Here is a 22,086-nt window from a genome sequence, read left to right as displayed (position 1 = left end):
ATGTGGAATCGGTACATAAGTTTCCTGCGACGTACCCTCGCGGCGAGTCCGATCCAGGTATGAAGTACAGTTTTCCGCTACTCGTCCGCTGACCGGTCACTCAGGCCGGCGGCGTTGCCACCGAGCCGTCGGCGGTGTCGGGAACGGATGTGCGACGGGGGCGCGACCCGTGGGTCACGCCCCCGCTCGGCCAGCCTCGGACAGTTCGGGACAGTCTCGGCTAGGCGAAGTAGCGGATCGTGCCGCGCAACGCCGGCGTACCGCCCTCGCAGTGTTGCACGTACGTCGCAGAGAGTGCGCTAACCGCACCCGACGCGTCGAACGCTATCTCCCGAATGGTGAACTCTCCGGTCAGGGTGTTGCAGCCCCGCCCATTTCCGCTCACCGACAGGCCGGGATGGCCACTCTCGTTGAACGGGTACCGCTGGGCGTCGGTGTAGGTACCCACCCGCAGCGTCTGCCCCGCCGGCGGGTACAGCTCGACCGACCAGTAGTCGCGCTGGCCGGAGACCGAGAACGACACGCCGCTCGCGGTACCCCGAAGCCCGAACACCGAGGTGGCGTTCGTGTACGACTTGGTGACCCCGCCGCCGATGTAGTCCCCGGCATCGCTGGCGAACCGGTACGACAGCGGGTAGGCGGCGAACTTCACCGTCCCCTGTAGACGGGGCGCGGTCTCCGACTCGCAGTGCTGGGTGAATCGTGCGTCCAGCAGCGTCACCGTACCGTCGGCGGCGGTGCCGATCTGGTCGATCCAGAAGCTGCCGTAGACCCGGTTGCAGCCCCGCCCGGTCCCCGACACGTCCAGCCCCGGGGAGCGGCCGGTGCGGAAGGCGGCCCGTTCCGCGTCCAGGTAGCGCCCCGGCCGGAGTACGTCACCGTTCGGCGCGGCCAACTCGATGGTCCACCACTCCGAACCGGCGTCCACCCGCATCGTCACGTACCCGGCGGTGCCGGAGAGCCGGATGTCGGCCGACGGCGCCTGGTAGTCGCGGGTCTGTCCACCGCCGATGTAGTCGCCGGCCTCGCTGGTGAACGAGTACGACGTCACGCTGGTCGGTGCCGCCTGGGCCGGCGCGGCAGCGACCGTCAGCACGGTGGCGGTGACGACCCCGGCCGCCATGCCGAGTGTCGTCAAGCGTCTGAGCAGCATGAAACCCCCCGTCTTGTCGTGTGGAAAGGCGCGCCGGCCGGCGCGCCGTGATCACCGTATCGACAATGTTCACGGCTCGCTGCCCCGGCGACCGCCCCTCGGCGGACCGCCCGATCGAGCCCGTTGAAGGTCCGGAACGCCCCCGACGGAGATCAGCGGCCGGCGCCGCCTTCGCCACGCGTCACCGGGGCACCGGGTCGCGCCGGAGCCGGCCACGCGACGTCGTCGATCGCGAGCCACGGGGCGTCGGCCACGGCGGCGGGGGTGAGCCCGGCGATCGCCCTGATCTCGCGGTGCAGGTGTGACTGGTCCACGTAGCCGCTCTCGGTGGCGACGCTGGCGGCGGCCTGCCCCGCCGCGAGCAGGTGTACGGCGTGGTCGAACCGCACCAGCCGGGCGGCGCGTTTGGGGGTGATGCCGATCTGGGCCCGGAAGCGGGACCAGAGGCGCTTGCGGCTCCAGCCGACGTCGCCCGCCAGCCCGTCGACGCGCACCCGTCCCCGGCTGCTGAGCGTCTGCCGCCAGGTGTGCGCGACCTCCGGATCGACCGCCGGGCGGGCGTCCAGCCGCCGGCCGAGGATCTCCCACGCGATCCTGAACCGTTCGTCCCACGACGCGGCGGCGCGCAGCCGCTCCTCGACCCGCCCGGCGTCACGGCCCCAGATCTCGTCCAGCGTCGCCACCGTCCCGGTGAGTTCGGTGGACGCGCCGAGCACCGCGGCCGCCACGACCGGCTCCAGCCGGATCTGGAGGCACTCACCCCGCCGGCCCGCCGCCCGGAACGCGCCGGGGAGGAGGCCGACGACGACGCTGCCGTGCCCGTGCCGGCCCGGCGCGTGGTAGCCGAGTCCTTCGCCCTCGCTCAGGTCGACGATCAGCGTGACGGACGGGTGCGCCACCATGGCGATGTCCACGGCGGCCGGGGTGTGGTGGCGGAAGCCGGCCATGCTGATCCCCGGCAGCCGACGCGACGGGCGCGGGACTGCGACCTCCACCGACGCCCAGTCGGGAGATGTCCCGGTCGGCAGCACGCGACCAGCCTACGGCGCGGAGGTCACGGCCGGGACGTCAGCGGCTCGTCGCCGCGAAGCTCAGCAGCAGTTCGCTGACCGCCTCGGGCGCCTCGAACATGGGTACGTGACCGACGCCGGGCAGCAGTTCGAGCCGAGCGTTCGGCACCGTCGCGTACCGGTGTGCGGAGGACGGGTTCCAGCGGGGATCGGCGGCGCCGAAGATCGCCAGTACCGGGAGGTCGAGGTCGGTGAGACGCTCCGGCACGCTCCGCTCGGTGATGTACGCGGTGTTCCGGCTAAGCACCGTCCGCAACGTGCGGTACGAGATGCCGCGCAGCTCGGCGACCACGTCGTCCGGGATCTCCACCGGACGGACGCAGGTGGCGCTGATCCCCCGCCGGATCATCGCGTCCGACCGCCTCGCGAACAGCAGCGGGCCGAGCGGCGGGGCCAACAGGGCCCGGAGCAGGATCGGCTGCGGCAGGAACGCGTCGGGGCTCGGGCCGGTGCTGATCAACGTCAGCGACCGCACCAGGGCGGGGCGCTGCTCGGCGAGGGCGGTGGCGATGTAGCCACCGCTGGAGTGTCCGACCACGGCCACGTCCCGCAGGTCGAGGTGGTCGAGGACCGCCGCCACCCGGCCCGCCTGGGCGGGCACCTCGTAGCAGAGCCCGGGTGGCGACTGGCCGTGGCCCGGGAGGTCGACCCGGATGACGTGGTGGTGACCGGCGAGTGCCGGGACCATCGGCTTCCAGTTGCCGCTCGACGCCCCGGATCCGTGGATGAGCAGCAGCGCCGGCGCCTGCCGGGGGCCGTCGTGGACCACGTGCAACCCGTCCGGGTACTCAACGTCGTACTCGCTCATCTGGCGATGGTGCACGGCCTGCCGGGCATGCGTCTTGGACGAATGTCGTCGGGAGGTCGGCCGCAGCTACGGGCACGTACCGGAGATCGGGGCGAAGCTCGCCGAGTCACCGCCGCGGGCACCCGTCCTCGGCCTCCCGCGGACCGCTGACCGCGGCGTCCGACCACGTCACAGCCGGTTGGTAGAAAGGAACACCCGCGAGGGCGGACACGCCGTCCCGGCGCATCCGATCGACGACGATCGCTCGACCGTGAACAGGAGGCTCGACGCCATGACACCGCCACCCCGACCGCCCGAGCGGCGGAAAGCGGACACCCTGCACCGGCTCGAACACGACGTCGACGCCTGGGTCGCCACCGCCGACGCGGCGGGTACGCCCTATCTGGTACCCCTGTCCTTCCTCTGGGACGACGAGACGCTCCTCGTCTCGACGGCCGCCACCAACCCCACGGCCCGGAACCTGCGCGCCAACGGGCGGGTCCGGCTCACGATCGGGCCCACCCGCGACGTGGTACTCGTGGAGGGCTCCGCGACCGAGGTCGGCGCGCTCACCGACGCGGTCGGCGACGCGTTCGCGGTGAAGACCGGGTTCGACCCCCGGAAACTGCGGAACTACCCGTACTTCCGGATCCGGCCGGAGTTGATCCAGGCGTGGCGCGAGGTCAACGAGATCGCGGGCCGGGATCTGATGGTCGCCGGTGAGTGGCGGGTGTAGCGCCCTCCCGGCTGGCGGCGGGCGCGGGCGTCGGGCAACTTCGGCGAGACCTGCGCCCGCCGGGTGTGAGCGCTAACAGGGTCCGTAGAGCCCTCGGGTGACTGATCGGCTCCGGAGATGTGCCAGCCGGACGAGGATGCTTGCGAACATCCCGTGAGCGGGATAAGTTAGCGCTCACATCGATAGCAGCCCATGTGCGGCTGACCGCCCGCCGCGTTCCGCCGGTCGGGCCGACACCCGGCCGGAGCAGTACGGCGGCACACCTCGCAGCACCTGCCCAGAAAGGTCGTTACCGTGCCCCTGACTCGACGAGCCTTCACCCTGGGGGTGGCCGCCTCCGCCGCAGTCACCGCGACCGGCCTGGCGATCCGCCCCCGAGCCGCCTGGGCGGCGACCTACACCGGCTACGTGATGACCTACTTCACCGAGACGCCGAGCTTCCAGGGCGCCGACTACGGCCTGCACCTCGCGGTCAGCCGGGACGGACTCAACTGGACCCCGTTGAACCAGAACAACCCGGTGGTCACCCCGACCGCCGGCGAACTGGGCCTGCGCGACCCGTTCGTGTACCGCAAGCAGGACGGCACCTTCGTCGTGGTCGCCACCGACCTCAGGGGTACGGACTTCAGCCGGACCAGCCAGTACCTGCACGTGTACGACTCGACCAACCTACAGTCCTTCACCGGCTACCGCCGGATCCGGATGCACACCCTGAACGCGCACACCTGGGCCCCGACCGTCTTCTGGGACGCCTCCCGCAGCCAGTACGCGATCGTCTACTCGTGCAACAACGGCGGCGACATCCTCCAGGTGAACTACACGACGGACTTCCGCTCCGTCAGCTCGCCGCAGCCCTTCTTCCGACCCGCTTCCGGCGTCCTCGACGGTGACATCGTCGTCGACGGCGGCACCACCTACCTGTACTACAAGAACCTCACCGACGGAAACCTCTACGGCGCGAGGTCCAGCACCGGCGCCCCGAACAGCTTCACCACCTACACCGGCGGCCTGCGACAGGGCAACGCGATAGAGGCGCCGCTGCTGGTCAAGCGGAACGACGGTGCCGGGTGGTGGCTCTGGGGCGACTCGTTCAGCCCGGTCAACGCCGACTACTACGCCTGGTCCTCCAGCAACATCACCGCGAACGCGTGGAGCCAACTGAACCAGCGCGACTACACCCCGCCGCTGAACGGCAAGCACGGCTCGATCCTCGGCATCACCGACGCCGAGTACAACGGCCTGGTCAGCCGCTGGGGCACGCCGAACTGGGTACGCCTGAAGTGCTCCAACCTGCCCGACCACGTCGTGCGGCACGCGAACAACGTCGGTCGGATCGACCCCTACCCGTTCGACCCGTACCAGGACCAGATGTGGCGGATGGTCCCCGGCCTGGCGGACCCGGCCGGGGTGTCGTTCGAGTCGGTGAACCGCCCCGGCAGCTACCTGCGGCACAGCGACTACGCGATCCGGCTCGACCCCAACGACAACAGCGCGACGTTCCGGGCCGACGCCACCTTCTCGCGTACCGCCGGGCTGGCCGACAGCTCGTGGTCGTCGTTCCGCTCCTACAACTTCCCCGATCGCTACCTCCGGCACAGTGGCTACCTGCTGCGGATCGACCCGCTCGGCGCGAGTTCCAGCGCGTCGGACCGGCAGGACGCCACCTTCCGGGTCATCTCCTAGGCACCGCCACCGGGCCCGGCGGGCGGGTCGGGCCCCAGATCCGGAAACACCCCGGTCCGGAACACCAGTCCGGCGGCCCGGAACACCAGTCCGGCACCCCGGAAGCCAGCCCGGAAGCCAGTCCGGAAACCACCGCAGCCCGGAATCACCGCAGCCCGGAGATCACGGCTGTCAACTCCGCACCGTCAACGGAGGCCCCCGTGTCGTTCCCGCCCATGAGCCGCCGCCACCTGTTGCAGGCCGCCGGTGTCGCCACCGTCGCCTCGGCCGTCGGTTCCGTCCTCGACGGTCCCCAGGCGCAGGCCGCCCTCGCACCCGCCCGCCCGGACATCGGCGTCTCGGCGTACCCGTTCGAATTCGGCCAGGTGCGGCTGACCGCCAGCCGCTGGCTCGACAACCAGAACCGTACCCTCAACTACCTGCGCTTCGTCGACGTGGAGCGGCTGCTCTACAACTTCCGGGCCAACCACCGCCTCTCCACCAACGGTGCCGCCGCGACCGGTGGATGGGACGCGCCCTCGTTCCCGTTCCGCACCCACATGCAGGGCCACTTCCTGACCGCCTGGGCCTACATGTGGGCGGTGCTCGGCGACACCACCTGCCGGGACAGGGCCAACCGCATGGTGGCCGAACTCGCCCGCTGTCAGGCCAACAACGCCGCCGCGGGGTTCAACCCCGGCTACCTCTCCGGCTTCCCCGAGTCCGACTTCAGCGCCCTGGAGGCGCGCACGTTGAGCAACGGCAACGTGCCCTACTACTGCATCCACAAGACGCTGGCCGGGCTGCTCGACGTGTGGCGTCACCTCGGCAGCAACCAGGCCCGCGACGTACTCCTCGGGCTCGCCGGCTGGGTCGACTGGCGTACCGGCCGGCTGACCCCGGCGCAGATGCAGGCCATGCTGGGCACCGAGTTCGGCGGCATGAACGCGGTGCTCACCGACCTCTACCAGCAGACCGGTGACGCCCGATGGCTCACCGCGGCCCAGCGGTTCGACCACGCAGCCGTGTTCAACCCCCTGGCGGCCAACTCCGACCAGCTCAACGGATTGCACGCGAACACCCAGGTCCCGAAGTGGGTCGGCGCGGCCCGGGAGTTCAAGGCCACCGGCACCACCCGCTACCGGGACATCGCCAGCAACGCCTGGAACATCACCGTCGACGCGCACACCTACGTCATCGGCGGCAACAGCCAGGCCGAGCACTTCCGGGCTCCCGACGCCATCGCCGGATATCTGCGCAACGACACCTGCGAGGCCTGCAACACCTACAACATGCTGAAGCTGACCCGGGAGTTGTGGCTGCTGGACCCGAACCGGGTGGCGTACTTCGACTACTACGAGCGGGCGCTGCTCAACCACATGGTCGGCCAGCAGAACCCGGCCGACAGCCGTGGACACGTCACCTACTTCACCCCGCTCAACCCGGGCGGTCGCCGGGGCGTCGGTCCGGCGTGGGGCGGCGGCACCTGGAGCACCGACTACAACTCGTTCTGGTGCTGCCAGGGTACGGGCCTGGAGACGAACACCAAGCTGATGGACTCGATCTACTTCCACAACGGCACCACGTTGACGGTGAACCTGTTCATGCCGTCGGTGCTCACCTGGTCGCAGCGCGGGATCACCGTCACCCAGACCACCAGCTATCCGGTCAGCGACACGACGACGCTCACCGTCACCGGGAGCGCGGGCGGGTCGTGGACGATGCGGATCCGCATCCCGGCCTGGACGAGCGGGGCGACGGTCAGCGTCAACGGGGTCGCACAGAGCATCGCCACCGCGCCGGGAAGCTACGCCACGCTCACCCGCTCCTGGGCCTCCGGCGACGTGGTCACCGTACGGCTGCCCATGCGGGTCGCGACGCAGCCCGCGAACGACAACCCGAACGTCGTGGCGGTCACCTACGGTCCGGTCGTCTTGTCCGGAAACTACGGAAACACGACGCTGAGCGCGCTCCCGTCGCTGGCCACCGGCTCGGTGACCCGCACCGGCAGCGGTTCGCTGGCCTTCACCGCCACCGCCAACGGCGCGACCGTGAACCTCGGTCCCTTCTACGACGCGCACGGGCACAACTACACCGTCTACTGGAGCGCCAACGGGCAGGCGGGTGGCTCGACCGCCAGCTACCGGCTGGCCAACGCGGCCAGTGGTCTCGTGCTGGGGATCCAGGACATGTCGACCGCCGACGGCGGCCGGGCGCTGCTGTGGGGTGACACCGGCACCGCCGACCACGACTGGGAGCTGGTCGTCGACGGCAACGCCGTCCGGCTCCGCAACCTCAACAGTGGGAAGGTACTCGGCGTCCAGGAGATGTCCACCGCCGACAACGCACCCGTCGTGCAGTGGAGCGACAGCGGTACCGCCGACCACCGGTGGACCGTCACCGACGTCGGCGACGGCTCTCACAAGATCCGCAACGTGCACACCGGCAAGCTGCTGGCCCTGCTCAACGGTTCCACGGCCCAGGGTGCCCAGGCGGTGCAGGATCCGGACAACGGCACGCCGGACAACCAGTGGCGGTTCGTCCCCAACGGGGCGCGGCGGATCCAGAACCTCGCCAGCGGCCTGGTGCTCGGGGTACGGGAGATGTCCACCGCCGACGGCGGACAGGTGGTCCAGTGGGGCGACACCGGCACCGCCGACCATCTCTGGACCGCGCTGGTCGACACCGGCGGCTACCTGCGGCTGCGCAACTCGCACAGCGGCAAGGTGCTCGGGGTGCAGGACGCCGGCACCGCCAACGGCGCCCGGGTGGTGCAGTGGGCCGACAACGGCACCGAGGACCACCGGTGGCGGCTCCGGTACGGCGGCAACGGTTACTTCCGGATCCAGTGCGCCAACGGCGGCCGGGTACTCGGCGTCGACGGCGCCGCCACCGCCGCCGGCGCACAGATCGTCATCTGGGACGACAACGGGACCAGCGACCATCTCTGGCGCTTCGTCTGACCCGCACGGAACTCCCGAACTCCCATCCTCGTCACCCACCCGCCTGGAGGGGCTCATGCGTACGCGTACCAGATGGTCGGCCGCCCTGACCGTCGCTCTGCTCGCGGTGGCGGTGGTCGTCACCGAACCGTTCCGCCCACCGCAACCGGCACAGGCGTTGAACAACGGGGTGGCCCGTACCCCACCGATGGGTTGGAACAGCTGGAACACGTTCGGCTGCAACATCAACGAGACGCTGATCCGGCAGATGGCCGATGCCATGGTGGCCAACGGCATGCGCGAGCTGGGCTACCGGTACGTCGTGGTCGACGACTGCTGGATGGACCCGAACCGCGACGCCCAGGGCGAGCTACAGGCCAGCCCGAGCCGGTTCCCGAGCGGGATGAAGGCGCTCGGCGACTACCTGCACGCCCGGGGTCTGCTCTTCGGCATCTACCAGGCGCCGCTGGACCGGACCTGCGCACAGTACTTCGGCTCGTACCCGGGAGCCACCGGCGCCCAGGGGCACGAGGCCCAGGACGCCCGGCGGTTCGCCGCCTGGGGCGTCGACTTCCTCAAGTACGACTGGTGCTCGCCGAGCGGCACCATCGACGACCAGGTCGCCACGTTCGCCAGGATGCGCGACGCCCTGGCCGCCACCGGCCGGCCGATCGTCTACAGCATCAATCCGAACAGCATCCACGAGAAGACCGGGCCGATGCGCAACTGGGGTGACGTGGCCAACATGTGGCGCAGCACCGAGGACATCACCAACGCGTGGAACACCGGCCAGACCAACGGATATCCGATGGGGATCCAGAACATCGTCGACGTCAACGTGCCGCTGGCCGGCTATGCGGGGCCGGGGTCGTTCAACGACCCGGACATGATGGAGGTCGGCCGGGGCGGCATGACCGACACCGAGATGCGCAGCCACTTCGCGCTCTGGGCGGTGATGGCGGCGCCGCTGATCGCCGGCAACGACCTGCGCGGCGCGGACGCCGCGACGCTGGCCATCCTGCGCAACCAGAACCTGATCGCGATCAACCAGGATCCGCTGGCCCTCCAGGCGGTGCAGGTCTCCAACGACGGTACCCGCCGGGTGCTGGCCAAGCGGCTCTCCAACGGCGACGTCGCAGTGGCGCTGTTCAACCAGGGCAGCTCCGGCACCACGGTCTCCACGACGGCGGCGGCGATCGGCAAGTCCGGCACCTCGTTCACCCTCCGGGACGCCTGGACCAACGCCACCTCCACCACCAGCGGCAGCATCTCCGCCAACGTGCCGGCGCACGGCACGGTCGTCTACCGGGTCAGCGGCGGGGGTACCACCGAGCCGCCGGCCACCTTCCGGCTCCGCAGCGAGTCCAGCGGCCGGTGCCTGGACGTCGACAACGGCGGCACGGCCAACGGTACGACGATGCTGGTCTGGGACTGTCACACCGGGGCCAACCAGCAGTTCAGCCAGTCCGGCCAGTCCCTGCAGGTGCTCGGCAAGTGCCTGGACATCCCGACGAACGCCACCGCCGGCACGCCGGCACAGCTCTGGGACTGCAACGGCGGTGCGAACCAGCGCTGGACCTTCAACGGCAACGGCACGATCGGCAACGTCGGGCTCCTCAACCTCTGCCTGGACGTCGACAACGGCGGAACCAGCAACGGCACCGCCGTGATCGTCTGGACGTGTCACACCGCCGCGAACCAACGCTGGAGCCGGGCGTGATCCCGACGGACCCCCGTCGACGGTACGGGTGGTAGACGGCTCGACCGGTCCGTACGCCGACGACCTGGCGCCGCGGCGGCCCGACGGGAGGGGCCGGGTCCACGTGTGACGCGGACCCGGCCCGTGCCTGACCATGGCGGAATGGTCGGGCGGTGGTGCGGTTCAGGGGCGAGCCCCCCGTGCCTCAGAAGTTGACGTCGGCGCACCAGTAGTAGGTCTGGTCGGAGTGGCTGGCCTTCCAGATGGTGTAGACGATGTGCCGACCGCTACGTCCCGGCGCGCTCACGTTGATGGTGTTGGAGACGCCGTTCAGCACCGGGTCGTTCTCCCGGGTGCCAGCGCCCGGCGCGTACCGGCCGGTTTCCCGGACCAGTTCGAGGTTGTTCCAGCCCAGCCGCTGGCTGAGCGGGTTGAACCCCTGCCGGGTGACGTAGATCCGGAAGTAGTCGGCGCCGTGCAGCGCCTGGTCGTGGATCTTGACACCGAAGTTGGCCCCGACGTTGGTGGCCTGCCAGTTGCCCGGGTTGTCCAGTGCGGCGTACCGGACGCCGCCGGTGCGCCCGGCGCTGCACAGTTGCCCGTTCGGCACGGCCGCCTGGTGGTTGCCGGCGACACCGTCGCGGTACAGGCCGTTCCAGTTCCACATGGCGTTCGGGTCGGCCTGCCAGGCCTGCCAGCACATCGGGTCCTGGGTGGCCATCGCCGGGTTCTGGAAGTCGCTGCCCCAGCGCTTCCAGCAACCGTAGTTGCGGGAGGCCGGGTTGATCGTCGAGCCGTGCGCGCTCGCGGTGTCCGGCGTGGCAACCAGGGACACGGTGAGCGCGACGACCCCGGCCACCGCGACGGCGAGAATCCGCAGGACCGTCGTGACGCGGTGTCGGGCCGGATCGAGTTGTTGGGCGAGTGTAGACATAGGGATCCCCAGACGTCGATTGCACGAGCGAGTACGCGGGAGGCTGCCCGGCGCTCCCGCACCAACCACCCGGCTCCGGCGGCGGTGCCCTGATGAGAGATTCACACCCATGAATGCTGCTTGTCAATAGTTTGGGAGCCAAACAAAGTACGGATCACCGCCCCCGGGTCCGGCTCCGGTTACTGCCCCGCACCGGCGACGGTCAGGGTCGACGGGTACTGCCGACGTCGACGACGCGCTCGCCCAAATACCACCGGAGACCGCCGGGAGCCGGCGCGTCGCCTACTCCGCGCCGGCTCCCGTCGCCCACGTCCAGCAGTGGGCGGTCTCGGGGTGCGGTCGAGGCCGGGAAGGGCGGTCCCCTCCACTCCCGCACCCCGAGCGTCATGGTGTGGACAGCTCGAACCTCCGGACCGTGACCGCGCCGCCGAGCGCCGAGGTGGCGTAGTTGAATATCCCGAACCGGTACCCCATGAAGAACTGCCAGGCGTTGTTCAGGGTGAAGGCCGGACCGAGGGCGGTGAAGGTGACGCCGTCGGTGCTGTACGAGAAGCGGGCCTGTCGCCCACTGCCGGGCCGGATGTCCGCGTTGGCCCGCAGCCAGATCCGGCCCCCGGAGACGGCGGCGCTGGCGACCTCGGTCCCGGTGCCGGTGGTGTTCCAGTTGCTGTCCATGGTCAGGTTGTCGGTCACGACCACCCGGGTGGTGCCGTTGTCGCGCCTGACGCCGATCCAGGCCGAGGACTGGCGAAGCATCGCCAGGCCGCTGCGGTCGCCGTCGCGCATCGCCGAATGGTCGAGCTCGATCGTCGCGGTCGAGGTCGGGCCCTGGATGCGGTGGGTCAGGGTGTTACGGGCGTTGTAGAGGTCGCCGGTGACCGTGGCGGTCTGCAGCCGCAGCCCGTTGTCGACCGACCATCGCGCGTTGTCCGGGTTGTGGTTCCACTCCCACTGCGGCCCGAGGGTGGTGCCGGCGAAGGTGTCGACGCCGGTGAGCGGCCTGACCGGCCGCAGCGGCAGCGGATTCGGGTACGTGCTCCCCCATCTTCCGTTGACCGTCTGCAACACGGGCCAGCCGTCGCCGGTCCAGCTGACCGGTGCCAGGGTCGGCATCCGGCCGCCGGGGTACGCGTCGGTGAACGCCATGTAGTACCACTGGCCGTTCTGGGTCTGCACGAGGCCGCCCTGATGCGGTACCCCGCCGCCGGCGATCGGCCCCGGCAGGTCGAGCAGCACCTGACGGATCTCGTACGGCCCGAACGGGTTGCTCGCCTTGAGCACGTACTGGCCGTTGGCCGGGCGGGTGAGCCAGATGTAGTAGCTGCCGTTGCGCTTGTAGAAGCGGGCGCCCTCCAGGGTGCCGATGTTCGACGGTGTGCTGAAGACCTGCTGGTTGCGCACCTGGGTACGGCCGTCGGCGGAGAGCTGGGCCACGCTGATGGTGCCGTTGCCGTACGCGACGTACATCGTGTCGTTGTCGTCGACCAGCATGCCGGCGTCGTAGTAGCAGTGGGGGATGGTGGCGTGCCGGCTCCAGGTGCCGTCGACGGCGGACGCGGTGTAGATGTGGGTCTGGGCGAAGTCGATGCACCCGGCCCAGTAGTAGGTCCGGTTGCTGGGCCGGTAGTTGAGGGTGGAGGCCCAGATGCCGTCCACGTACGCCCGGCCGCCGGAGAGGTCGTACTTCGACCCGAAGTCGAGCCGGGGTACCGAGTGCCCGGCGAACTCCCAGTTCACCAGGTCGTACGAGCGCAGGATCGGTGCGCCTGGCGAGTAGTGCATGGTCGACGCGGACAGGTAGTACGCCTCGCCGACCCGGATGATGTCGACGTCGGCGAAGTCCTGCCACACCACCGGGTTGCTGAACGTGCCGGCGGGCGGGTCGGTGGGGGTCGGGCCGGCACCACCGTCGACCCGGACGAGCTGCCACTGCTGGTTGGTGCCGCCCCAGTCCGAGTACTGCACGATGTTCGCCCCGTCGGCGGTCGAGGCCCCCTGCACCTCCATCGCCTTGCCGCTGTTCCGGTTGATCAGCCGAACGTGTCCGTCGGTCGAGTCCACCAGCCTGAACTGCTGGTTCGTCCCGTTACCGTCACTCCACTGCACGATCGCCGCACCATCGGCGGTCGACCGGTCGAACACGTCCAGCACCTTGCCCGAGTGCCGCGACCGCAGCCGGTAGTATCCGGCACCGGAGTCCACGAACTGCCACTGCTGCCAGGCGCCGTCACCCCGCGCCCACTGGGTGATCCGCGCACCGTCCCCGGTGGCCAGGTTGTAGACGTCCAGCGCCTTGCCACTGTTCCGGTTCAGCAACACATACCAGGCACCGGTGTCCACGGTGGCCGCCGATGCCGGCATCGGGCCGAACGCGGCCGTCGCGGTGCTGACCAGCGCGGTCGCCAGGACGGCGACGAGGGCGGTCCGCCAGCGACGCCGCCGGCCGCGGAGCGTGGGCCGGTGGGCCGGTCCCGGGGTCGGTGCGGCTGGTGGCGACTGCGCCGCGACATCCACGGTGTTTCTCCCTCCGGTCGTGACCATCCTCGCCCCCGATATCCGGGCTGACCACAACAGCAATGTGAGCGCTAACACGAATGGGCCGACAGTACCGCCGCAGCAAACCGACCCGGCGTGAGTCGCTCCTTCGGATGTACCGGATATTGCCAGAACGTTTCGACGTACTCAAGGGTGAGCGTCAATGTCCTGGCCGGAATTTGCCGCATCGGGTGACCGGACACGGACCCGATCCGACGCCGACTTTGGATAACGCGGACCGATAACACTTTCCGCCGGAGTGGGTCGGCCGGACACGGCCGGATATCTCACACCGCTTTTCTGTTATCCACGCCGGCGCCGGGGAGTCGCCCGGCCGACCCGGTCGGTCGGCCCAGCGCCGCCCCTCCGGCGCCGGCCGCCGCCCGAGGACGGACCCCGCCGAAGGGTCCCGCCGGAGCTGGACCGGTGCTGGACCGGTGCTACCCGCCCAGCGGGGGGCGGGTCCGGAAGGAGGCGTCGGCCCGGAACTCGGGATCGTCGACGACCTGGTCCACCCAGAGCTGGAGATCCCGGTGCCGCAGGAACCAGCCGGGGTAGTTGGACGCCTCCAGCGACACGGAGTCCGGCGCCGCGCCCGGCCGCACACAGAAGGTCGCGTCGCCACGGAACAGCCGGCTCTCCTCGACCTCGCTCAACCGCACCCGCCAGGACGAATGGCGCAGGTAACGTCCGTCCCCGGCGCGGAAGGAGACGCAGTCCGGGTCCGCCAGGCCGGGGACCGCCTCGAACGTCGCCCGCTGCCGGGTCGCACCGTCGCTCTGCGCGCCGACCCGGGTCAGCAGTCCGACGCCGTCGACCGCCGTGACGAACGACCCCACCTGGTTGACCGACTCCATCGACACGCTTCCGAGCGGGAAGGGTCGCGACCCGGTGTTCGACGGTGGGGCACCGGTCCGGCTCGGGCGCCCCGGGGCCGGCGTGCTGGCCCGGGGCGCCGAGGTCGCGGGGACACCGACCGCCGGTGCCGAGGTGGGGCCGGCGGCCGTGGGTGCCGAGGTCGGCGCGGCGATGCGTACCGGTGGCCGTGGGTCCGCCGCCGGCCAGGTCGCGGTGGTGACCGTGGCACCGGCGGCCACCGTACCGGCGGCGACGACGGCGACGACGGGATGCGTCCCGATGAGCTGGCCCAACTGGCCGAGGAGCCCCGCCTTGACGCCCGCGCCGACGGCTCCGGAGCCGCCGATCCCGTTCGCGCCCGAAGCGGCCGCCGTCGACACCGCGCCGAGGACGCCCCCGGCCAGCCCGCCCTTTGCGGTCAGGGCCGCCGCCAGCGCCGCGGGAACGGGGATCAGCGCCAGGCCGACGAGGAGGCGCTCCGGCGCGACCAGCGCGTCGCCGTGTCGGGCGCAGACCGGGCAGGACCGGGTGTGCCGGGTGATGCGTTTGCGCCACAGTGGGCTCGGCCGGCCGTCCCAGTCCGCCAGTACGGCCCGAAGACCGTCGCAGCCCGGACGGGCGTCCAACGCGGCCACCAGCCGCCGGCCCAGCTCCAACTGGTTGCGCATCCGCTGGACGCGTACCCCGGCGTGCGCCAGCCCGACGCCGAGCGACGCGGCCAACTCCGCCCTGCTCAGCCGGCCCGCGATCTCCAGCCACCACAGCGAAAGCAGCGCCCGGTCCTCCGGGTCGAGCCAGCGACTGGCCCGTACCACCTGCCGGCGCTGGTCGGAGAGGTCCACCCGCAGCAGCGTCAGGTCCTCGAACTCGGCCCCGACCTCCGGCTCCCCGGCCACCTCCTCCAGCGCGACGGCGCGTTCGGCGGCGGCCTGCTGGCGCTGCGCAGCCGTGCTGACCTGGCGCAGCGCGATCGCCACCAGCCAGGGCCGGAAGCTCTCCGGCGTCCGCAGCGTCCGCAGCTCCCGCAGGGCACGGAACATCGTCTCCTGCACGACGTCGTCGACGTCCGGATGGCCGCTCAGCGCCCTGCGCACGATGGTGTAGACGATCGGCAGGTACGTGACGACGAGTTCGTCGAGCGCCCGACGGTCGCCGGACTGTGCCGCGACGACCAGGCTCGTCTCGTTCGTACGGGTAGCTCGCATGTCCCATCGCTGTCGCAGGTGTCGGAGGGTGGTGCCGGGCCCGGACCGGTTTCAGCCACGGAACGCCGGGCGTACGGGCACGAGTGGTGTCGAGCCGTCGCACGCCGGTCGCGTACCCGGCGGAGTCGAGGGGCCGATGGTGTGGTGGTTGACTGTGATGGACGCCGACGGCCGAGTCAAGAAGTAACCGTCCGATTTTCCGGCGTCCGATCCCGGACCGGTGATCCGGGCGGTGACCCGGAAAAGGTGTCGGCAACCACTCCGGGATGCCGCGGGGATGCCAGGAGTTCGTCGGCCACCGTCGAAGTCGACGATCCGGGCGAAGAAGAGTGTGCGGCGCTCATTCGGTCGCTCGACGCATTTCTTCGAGGTCGACGGAAATCGCATCTTGCGGCGATCACCGGCAGGCGATATGTTATCGCTCACATCGGCGCCCACCCATGGGCACGGGTGTGCGGCAAGCACACCCGGGGTGGCGCCGACGCGGGGCACGGGACGCCTTTCGAGCCCCCGGCCGCGCCGACAGGCACGCGCGGGACGGGCCAGGCAGTGCAGTGCAGGCCGTCCACGGGCACGCGTCGCCGCATGCCCCACTGCCGGCGGTCGCCGGGTACGGCCAACCGGCGTCTCCCCGCCGACGTCCCGAGCCGATCGGCACCCCGGTGTACCTCGCCGCCCGGCTCCAACCGGCTCCGCGCCACCGGGCGGACGGCCGGGGCGAGAGCCGGAACGAGGCGCGAGGCCGATGCGGGCATGTCCGGGTGCCGCGTACCCCAGCGCGGCGCCACCCCAGCGCGACTGTTAGGAGTCTCCAGTGCGACAACCAGCCAGACTACGAGCCGGCATCCTCGTGGCGGTCAGCGGAATGGTCGCCGCCGCCGGGGCGGTGACCGTGCTGCCCGCACACGCCGTCGCGGCCGGCTGCTCGGTGAACTACTCGATATCGTCGCAGTGGCCGGGCGGGTTCGGCGCCAACGTCACCGTGACGAACCTGGGTGACCCGATCAACGGCTGGACCCTCACCTGGACCTACGGCGTCGGGCAGCGGGTCACCCAGGCGTGGAACGCGTCGGTGACGCAGAGCGGCGCCCAGGTCACCGCCAGAAACGTCGGCTACAACGCCTCGATAGCCCGCAACGCGAGCGCGTCGTTCGGCCTCAACGGGTCGTGGACCGGCAGCAACCCGGCGCCCTCGTCGTTCGCCCTGAACGGCACCACCTGCACCGGTGGGGTCACCGACCCGCCGACCGATCCCCCGACGAACCCGCCCACGGATCCGCCGACGACCCCGCCGACCGACCCGCCCACGAACCCGCCGACCGGAAACCTGCCGAGCAGCTTCCGGTGGAACTCCACCGGCGTACTCGTCGGGCCGAAGAACGACGGCCGCGACATCGCCGGCATCAAGGACCCCTCGGTCGTCTACCACAACGGCCGCTACCACGTCTTCGCCAGCACGGCGAAGGCGGCGGGCTACAACCTGGTCTACTTCAACTTCACCGACTGGTCCGAGGCCGGCAACGCCACCTTCCACTACCTCGACCAGGCGCCGCTCGGCACCGGATACCGGGCCGCGCCGCAGGTGTTCTACTTCGCCCCGCAGCGGCTCTGGTATCTGGTCTACCAGACCGGCAACGCGTCGTACTCCACCAACCCCGACATCGGCGACCCGAACGGCTGGACCGCGCCGAGGCACTTCTACAGCGGCATGCCACAGATCATCGAGGACAACATCGGCGACGGCTACTGGGTCGACATGTGGGTCATCTGCGACACCGCCAACTGCCACCTCTTCTCCTCCGACGACAACGGCCACCTCTACCGGTCGCAGACCACGTTGGCGAACTTCCCCGACGGGATGAGCCAGCCGGTGATCACCATGCAGGACGCCGACCGGTACCGGCTCTTCGAGGCCGCCAACGTCTACCGGGTCGCCGGGCGGGACCAGTACCTGCTGCTCCACGAGGCGATCGGCTCGGACGGGCGCCGCTGGTTCCGCTCCTGGACGTCCTCGGACATCGCCGGCCCGTGGCAGGTGCTCGCCGCCGAGGAGAACAACCCGTTCGCCCGGGCCAACAACGTCAGCTTCCCGGACGGGGCCTGGACCCGGGACATCAGCCACGGCGAGCTGGTCCGCACCGACGTGGACCAGACCCTCACGATCAGCCCCTGCAACCTGCGCTATCTCTACCAGGGCATGGACCCCAGCGCCGGTGGCGACTACAACAGCCTCCCCTGGCGCCTCGCGCTACTGACCCAGACCAACTCCACCTGCTGAGCGGATCGGCCCGGTTCGCCGCGGGCACGGCCCCGTCGACCGGTCGAGGGGAGACAGCACGGCACGGGTCTCCCCCGCCGCCGACGGGGCCGCCGCCCGCCCGGTTGAGGCTTGGCGACGGCAGTCACGGAGCGTCGTTCAGCAAAAGCGTCAAACAGGGGTTCAATGGTACGTTTTTGCCACATGAGCCAGCAGATTCGGGACCTCGTACCCGAACCATGTGATGTGCTCGCCCTGGGCGAGCCGACCCACCAGGAGCCCGCGTTCGGCGCGATCCGCAACGAACTCTTCGCCCAGCTCGTCGAGATCGGCTTCCGTTCGATCGCCCTCGAGACCGACCGCTGGTCGAGCGGGAAATAGCCCTGCCGGGAGGTGGGGTGGGTCCGAGGCGACCGTCGACGGAGCCGACGCGATCCTGCACGTCACCGGCTGAGGCGCGCGCCGGCCACCGTGGCCGGAGGGCCGTGGCCCCGGGAGACGGCAGCTCTCGCCGTCCGGGTGGTCACGGCCCTCGTCGCCGCGATCCCTGCCGGACCGGGCCCTAGCCGATCGGCTCGACCCAGATGTTGCGGTAGAAGAGGTTGGGGCCGGGGTCACCGTGGTCCTGTAGCCGGATCGGGCCCACCGAGGGTCCCTCCGGGGCACCGCCGCCGGTCGGCCCGTTGATCTCGGCGTTGTCGTGCACGGTGACGCCGTTCCACACCACGGTGACCCGGGCGTTCTCCGTCTTGACCCCGGCCGCGTCGAACCGGGCGGCCCGGAACGTCACGTCGTACGTCTGCCAGGTCTGCGGCGCGGTCGCCGCGTTCACCCTCGGCGCCAGTTTCTCGTAGATGGCGCCGCACTCGTTGGTGGCCGGGGTGGTGTCGCCGTACGAGTCGAGCACCTGCAACTCGTACCGGTCCTGGAGGTAGATGCCGCTGTTGGCCCGGGCCTGCCCGGTGACGTCCGCCGGCAGGTTCGGCAACCAGAACTCGACGTGCAGCCTGAAGTCGCCGAAGCTCTGCCGGCTGCGGATGTCGCCGCCGAGCACCTCCACCCCGCCGTTGCCCAGCGGCCAGGTCGGGTTCGCCCCGTTCGGCTGCTGGAAGTTGTTCATGTTGGACCCGTCGAAGAGGGTGATCCGGCCGGGGGCCCCGCCGGGGCCGTACGCCTCGAACTCATAGATCCGGGCCGCGTTGTCGGTGGTACTGGTCGGCGCGGTCACGGCGAGTCGCGCGTACCTGGCCTGGGTGGCCGGGACGTCGTGCGTGGTGACGTTCGCCGTGTTGCCGGTGACGTTCGCGACCGTGCTCCAGGCGGTGCCGTTGGTGCTGACCTGGACGGCGAAGTCCCGGGTGTTCCAGGCGGTGTTCTCCCCACCGGCACCGGCGTGCCGGACCACGAACCGCTGCACGCTCTGGGTGGCCCCGAGGTCGACCTGCAACCACTTGGTGCCGCCGAGCGAGCACCACTTGTCGCTGTTGCCGCCGGTCACGCTGCCGTTGACCGCCTGCGCCGGTCCCTCCGTGGCGGAGCAGGAGCTGTCCGCCGTCGCCGGCCGGCCCAGGGCGAGATTGGCCGTCGGTGGAGCGGCCCCGCCGTAGACCTCGAACTCGTAGATCCGGGCCGCGTTGTTGCCGTCGCTGGCCGGGGTGGTGACGGCGAGCCGGAGGTACCGGGCCTGGGTGGCCGCGAAGGTGTGCGTGGTGGTGTTGGCCGTGTTGCCGGTGACGTTCGCGACCGTGCTCCAGGTGGTGCCGTTGGTGCTGACCTGGACGGCGAAGTCCCGGGTGTTCCAGCCGGCGGCCTCGCCACCGGCACCGGCGTGCGCCACGACGACCCGGTTCACGCTCTGCGCCGAGCCCAGGTCGACCTGCAACCACCGGCTGGCGCCCGTCGAGCACCACTTGTCGAGGTTGCCCGAGGTGGTGGTCCCGTTGACAGCCTTCGCCGGGCCCTCCACCGCCGAGCAGGAGCTGTCCGCCGTGGCCGGCCGGCCCAGGGCGAGGTTGACCGGCGGCGTCTGGCCGGGGATCGCGTTGAGGGTGTACCAGACCTCGGTGCTCCAGAGTGCCTGGCCGTCGCTGGCGCTGAACGGCCGGGGTGAGCGGACGTGGACGACCCGGCCGGCCTTGAGCCCGTTGACGACCAGGGTGACCTTCCGGCCGTCGGCCGAGAGTGTCGCGGAGGAGACCGCGAGCGTCTCCTCGTCCACCTTCGGCCCGCCGTAGGCGGCGGTCGGGACGTACCGCCACTGCTTGACCCGGTACTTCGAGGCGAGCGCGGTCGCGGTCGCCGTCGAGAGCGGCTTGGTGTACTCGATCTCGAACCCGTTCGACCGGGCCCGCATCGCCAGCATGTCGAAGGTGTTGCTGCCGTTCGGGGTGATCTTCTGGAGGCCGTGGCTGAGCTTGCCCTCCTGGCCCCAGTTGCCGCCGCCGTGCAGTCCGCCGGTGTAGAGGGCGCCGTCCGGGCCGAGGCTGACCTCGGAGACGCCGGCCTCCAAGCCCTGTGTCATCCGGAACAGCGCGCCCTGGTATTCACCGTTGACCTTCTCCAGGTACGCCCGCTGGAGGCCGCCGTACGTCACGTCGCCGATCGCCATCTGGCCGGCGAAGACGCCCTGGGTCATCATCACCGGGGTACTCGGCGAGTTGCCGATCTCGTTCTGCGGGAACCAGATGACCGGCTGGGTCACCGGGTTGTTGTCGAACGGTCCGGCCGGGTTGAGGTAGTGGTTGAAGAACCGGTCCTGCTTGATGTGCAGCAGCTTGGACGCCGGCTGGTAGCCGCCCTGGTTGTCGGTGACGAAGAGCCCGCCCTCCGGTCCCCAACCGATCCCGTGCGGGGTACGCAGCCCGCCCGCGATGTACGACACCGCGCCGGTGCTCCGGTTCACCCTGATCGTGGTGCCCCGGTTCCCCGCCGGCTGCGGATCCGTGGTGGCGCCGCCGTAGTTGATGGACACCGAGAGGTTCAGGTAGAAGAACCCGTCGGCGTAGAGCAGCCCGAACCCGAACTCGTGGAAGTTCCCGCCGAACGGCCAGGTGGCCACGGTCCGGTAGTTGTCGGTCACCCCGTCCCCGTTGGTGTCGTTCAGCTCGGTCAGCCGGTGCTTCTCGGAGACGTACAGCTTGCCGTCGACGACCTTGATCCCCATCGGCTCCTGGAGTCCGCTGGCGACCCGGGTCCGGGTCACCTGGGCCGGGCTGGTGTTGCCGGTGACGTTGCCGAGCAGCCAGACCTCGCCGGCGGTGGTCAGCGAACCGCCCCAGGTGAGCACCGCGAGGCGTCCGTCCGGAAGCCAGTCGAAGCCGGTGACCTGCGGTTCGAAGCCGCTGGGCCGCAGGTTCGTCAGCGTGTAGTTCGGGTGTACTGCGGTCAGCGGCAGGCCGTCACCGGGCGAGTCCCCGCTGGCCTCGCACTCCTTGCGGCCGGGCGCGGTCACCCGGACGACCCCGGCGTCGGTGCTGAGTACCGAGTTCGGCACGGTCACGAAGGAGGTCGAGCCGGGGGTACGCCACTGCAGCGTCAACTGCTGGCCGCCGTCGCGTTCGAAGTGCTCGATGCGCAGCGAGTGGTAGCCGGGGCCGAGGTCGACCGTGCCGTCCTTCGGGTCCGGTCCGTGCAGCCCGTCGTGGTCGACCACGACGGCGTCGTCGATCAGCAGCCGCGACCCGTCGTCGCTGATCAGCCGGAAGGTGTAGCTGCCGGCCTGGGCAATGTTGATGTTGCCGAGGACCTGGGCGAGGAAGTAGTTCTCGAAGCCGAAGTCGGCCGCGCTGGTCCAGTTGACCGTCGGCATCAGCTTGTCGACGTTCGGCGTCTGGGCGGCCTTGAGGGTGCAGAGGTTGTTGAGCGGGACCTGGAGGTCGAAGACCCGCAGGGTGACACCGGGCTCCTGCGGCGGCGGCGCGGCCGTGGCGGCGCCGGTCGGCAGGCACACGGCCGCGACGGCGAGCGCGGTGGCGACCGCGCCGAGAATCGGCGTACGCGCTCGTCGGAATGGTAGGAACATGTTTCCTCCCAGGGGTGAGCGGGACGACGCCGCGCCGTGACGCGCATGGCGGACCGCTCGGCGGCGCACCGTGCTCGGCCGACGGACGACATCGTGACGTCCTGTACCTGACCTGGCACGCCGCTGCCTGGCGAGGCAAACCCTACGATCGTTACGTTTGGATGTCTAGATGTTTCGTCAAGACGGACCCAACTTTCCTAGCGGTCGACAAAAGTGCACGATCCACT

General features: G+C 70.4%; 13 protein-coding genes. 6 read left to right on the top strand and 7 right to left on the bottom strand.

The annotated features are described in order from the left end of the window. Nucleotides 1-220: 220 nt before the first annotated feature. The 3 genes from C6361_RS01365 to C6361_RS01355 form a co-directional block, all read right to left on the bottom strand. Nucleotides 221-1,153 carry a hypothetical protein gene (locus tag C6361_RS01365; RefSeq protein ID WP_159079117.1) on the bottom strand — a complete coding sequence of 311 codons (933 nt, stop codon included), beginning with the start codon at nt 1,151-1,153 and terminating at the stop codon, nt 221-223. A 152-nt stretch (nt 1,154-1,305) separates the two neighbouring features. Beyond that, nucleotides 1,306-2,100 carry an AraC family transcriptional regulator gene (locus tag C6361_RS01360; protein ID WP_107266481.1) on the bottom strand — a complete coding sequence of 265 codons (795 nt, stop codon included), beginning with the start codon at nt 2,098-2,100 and terminating at the stop codon, nt 1,306-1,308. A 121-nt stretch (nt 2,101-2,221) separates the two neighbouring features. Then, nucleotides 2,222-3,031, bottom strand: coding sequence for an alpha/beta fold hydrolase (locus C6361_RS01355; RefSeq protein ID WP_107266480.1), 810 nt, complete (start codon nt 3,029-3,031; stop codon nt 2,222-2,224). A 271-nt stretch (nt 3,032-3,302) separates the two neighbouring features. Here C6361_RS01355 and C6361_RS01350 point away from each other — a divergent pair, with 271 nt between their 5' ends. The 4 genes from C6361_RS01350 (at nt 3,303) to C6361_RS01335 (ending at nt 10,070) form a co-directional block, all read left to right on the top strand. Then, complete coding sequence (locus tag C6361_RS01350) at nt 3,303-3,746, top strand: pyridoxamine 5'-phosphate oxidase family protein (RefSeq protein WP_107266479.1); 444 nt, start codon at nt 3,303-3,305, stop codon at nt 3,744-3,746. A gap of 294 nt (nt 3,747-4,040) precedes the next feature. Continuing rightward, a complete protein-coding gene (locus C6361_RS01345; protein WP_107266478.1) occupies nt 4,041-5,429 on the top strand; it encodes a glycoside hydrolase family 43 protein in 1,389 nt (462 codons plus the stop codon). A 215-nt stretch (nt 5,430-5,644) separates the two neighbouring features. Beyond that, on the top strand, nt 5,645-8,371 hold the full coding sequence (locus C6361_RS01340) for a beta-L-arabinofuranosidase domain-containing protein (protein WP_369931475.1): 2,727 nt from the start codon (nt 5,645-5,647) through the stop codon (nt 8,369-8,371). 55 nt (nt 8,372-8,426) lie between these two features. Continuing rightward, entirely contained in the window at nt 8,427-10,070 is a 1,644-nt protein-coding gene (locus tag C6361_RS01335) for a ricin-type beta-trefoil lectin domain protein (RefSeq protein WP_107266476.1), read from the top strand. A 184-nt stretch (nt 10,071-10,254) separates the two neighbouring features. Here C6361_RS01335 and C6361_RS01330 read toward each other — a convergent pair whose 3' ends face one another. From C6361_RS01330 to C6361_RS01320, 3 genes are all read right to left on the bottom strand, one after another. Then, nucleotides 10,255-10,983 (bottom strand): lytic polysaccharide monooxygenase, encoded by a 729-nt coding sequence (locus tag C6361_RS01330; protein WP_107259603.1) that lies wholly within the window; start codon nt 10,981-10,983, stop codon nt 10,255-10,257. A 384-nt stretch (nt 10,984-11,367) separates the two neighbouring features. After that, nucleotides 11,368-13,344 carry a family 43 glycosylhydrolase gene (locus C6361_RS01325; protein ID WP_107270661.1) on the bottom strand — a complete coding sequence of 659 codons (1,977 nt, stop codon included), beginning with the start codon at nt 13,342-13,344 and terminating at the stop codon, nt 11,368-11,370. Nucleotides 13,345-13,958: 614 nt separating this feature from the next. Continuing rightward, on the bottom strand, nt 13,959-15,581 hold the full coding sequence (locus C6361_RS01320; protein WP_107266475.1) for a sigma-70 family RNA polymerase sigma factor: 1,623 nt from the start codon (nt 15,579-15,581) through the stop codon (nt 13,959-13,961). 814 nt (nt 15,582-16,395) lie between these two features. On the opposite strand from C6361_RS01320, the gene C6361_RS01315 reads away from it, so the two are divergent. Further along, nucleotides 16,396-17,859 (top strand): non-reducing end alpha-L-arabinofuranosidase family hydrolase, encoded by a 1,464-nt coding sequence (locus C6361_RS01315; RefSeq protein WP_234359255.1) that lies wholly within the window; start codon nt 16,396-16,398, stop codon nt 17,857-17,859. Between the two features lie 183 nt (nt 17,860-18,042). Beyond that, on the top strand, nt 18,043-18,219 hold the full coding sequence (locus C6361_RS01310; RefSeq protein ID WP_234359254.1) for a hypothetical protein: 177 nt from the start codon (nt 18,043-18,045) through the stop codon (nt 18,217-18,219). A gap of 181 nt (nt 18,220-18,400) precedes the next feature. Here C6361_RS01310 and C6361_RS01305 read toward each other — a convergent pair whose 3' ends face one another. Further along, nucleotides 18,401-21,859: a discoidin domain-containing protein gene (locus C6361_RS01305; RefSeq protein ID WP_107266473.1), complete on the bottom strand. Its 3,459-nt coding sequence runs from the start codon at nt 21,857-21,859 to the stop codon at nt 18,401-18,403. Between the last annotated feature and the right edge of the window lie 227 nt (nt 21,860-22,086).

The organism is Plantactinospora sp. BC1, from assembly GCF_003030345.1.
Classification (GTDB): domain Bacteria; phylum Actinomycetota; class Actinomycetes; order Mycobacteriales; family Micromonosporaceae; genus Plantactinospora.
This window is presented reverse-complemented; position numbering and strand designations above follow the sequence as displayed.

Bases quoted from the DNA above. Each gene is read 5' to 3' on its own strand.
- C6361_RS01365 (WP_159079117.1), bottom strand. From the start codon at position 1,153: ATGCTGCTCAGACGCTTGACGACACTCGGCATGGCGGCCGGGGTCGTC.
- C6361_RS01360 (WP_107266481.1), bottom strand. From the start codon at position 2,100: ATGGCCGGCTTCCGCCACCACACCCCGGCCGCCGTGGACATCGCCATG.
- C6361_RS01355 (WP_107266480.1), bottom strand. From the start codon at position 3,031: ATGAGCGAGTACGACGTTGAGTACCCGGACGGGTTGCACGTGGTCCAC.
- C6361_RS01350 (WP_107266479.1), top strand. From the start codon at position 3,303: ATGACACCGCCACCCCGACCGCCCGAGCGGCGGAAAGCGGACACCCTG.
- C6361_RS01340 (WP_369931475.1), top strand. From the start codon at position 5,645: ATGAGCCGCCGCCACCTGTTGCAGGCCGCCGGTGTCGCCACCGTCGCC.
- C6361_RS01335 (WP_107266476.1), top strand. From the start codon at position 8,427: ATGCGTACGCGTACCAGATGGTCGGCCGCCCTGACCGTCGCTCTGCTC.
- C6361_RS01330 (WP_107259603.1), bottom strand. From the start codon at position 10,983: ATGTCTACACTCGCCCAACAACTCGATCCGGCCCGACACCGCGTCACG.
- C6361_RS01325 (WP_107270661.1), bottom strand. From the start codon at position 13,344: ATGCCGGCATCGGCGGCCACCGTGGACACCGGTGCCTGGTATGTGTTG.
- C6361_RS01320 (WP_107266475.1), bottom strand. From the start codon at position 15,581: ATGCGAGCTACCCGTACGAACGAGACGAGCCTGGTCGTCGCGGCACAG.
- C6361_RS01310 (WP_234359254.1), top strand. From the start codon at position 18,043: ATGAGCCAGCAGATTCGGGACCTCGTACCCGAACCATGTGATGTGCTC.
- C6361_RS01305 (WP_107266473.1), bottom strand. From the start codon at position 21,859: ATGTTCCTACCATTCCGACGAGCGCGTACGCCGATTCTCGGCGCGGTC.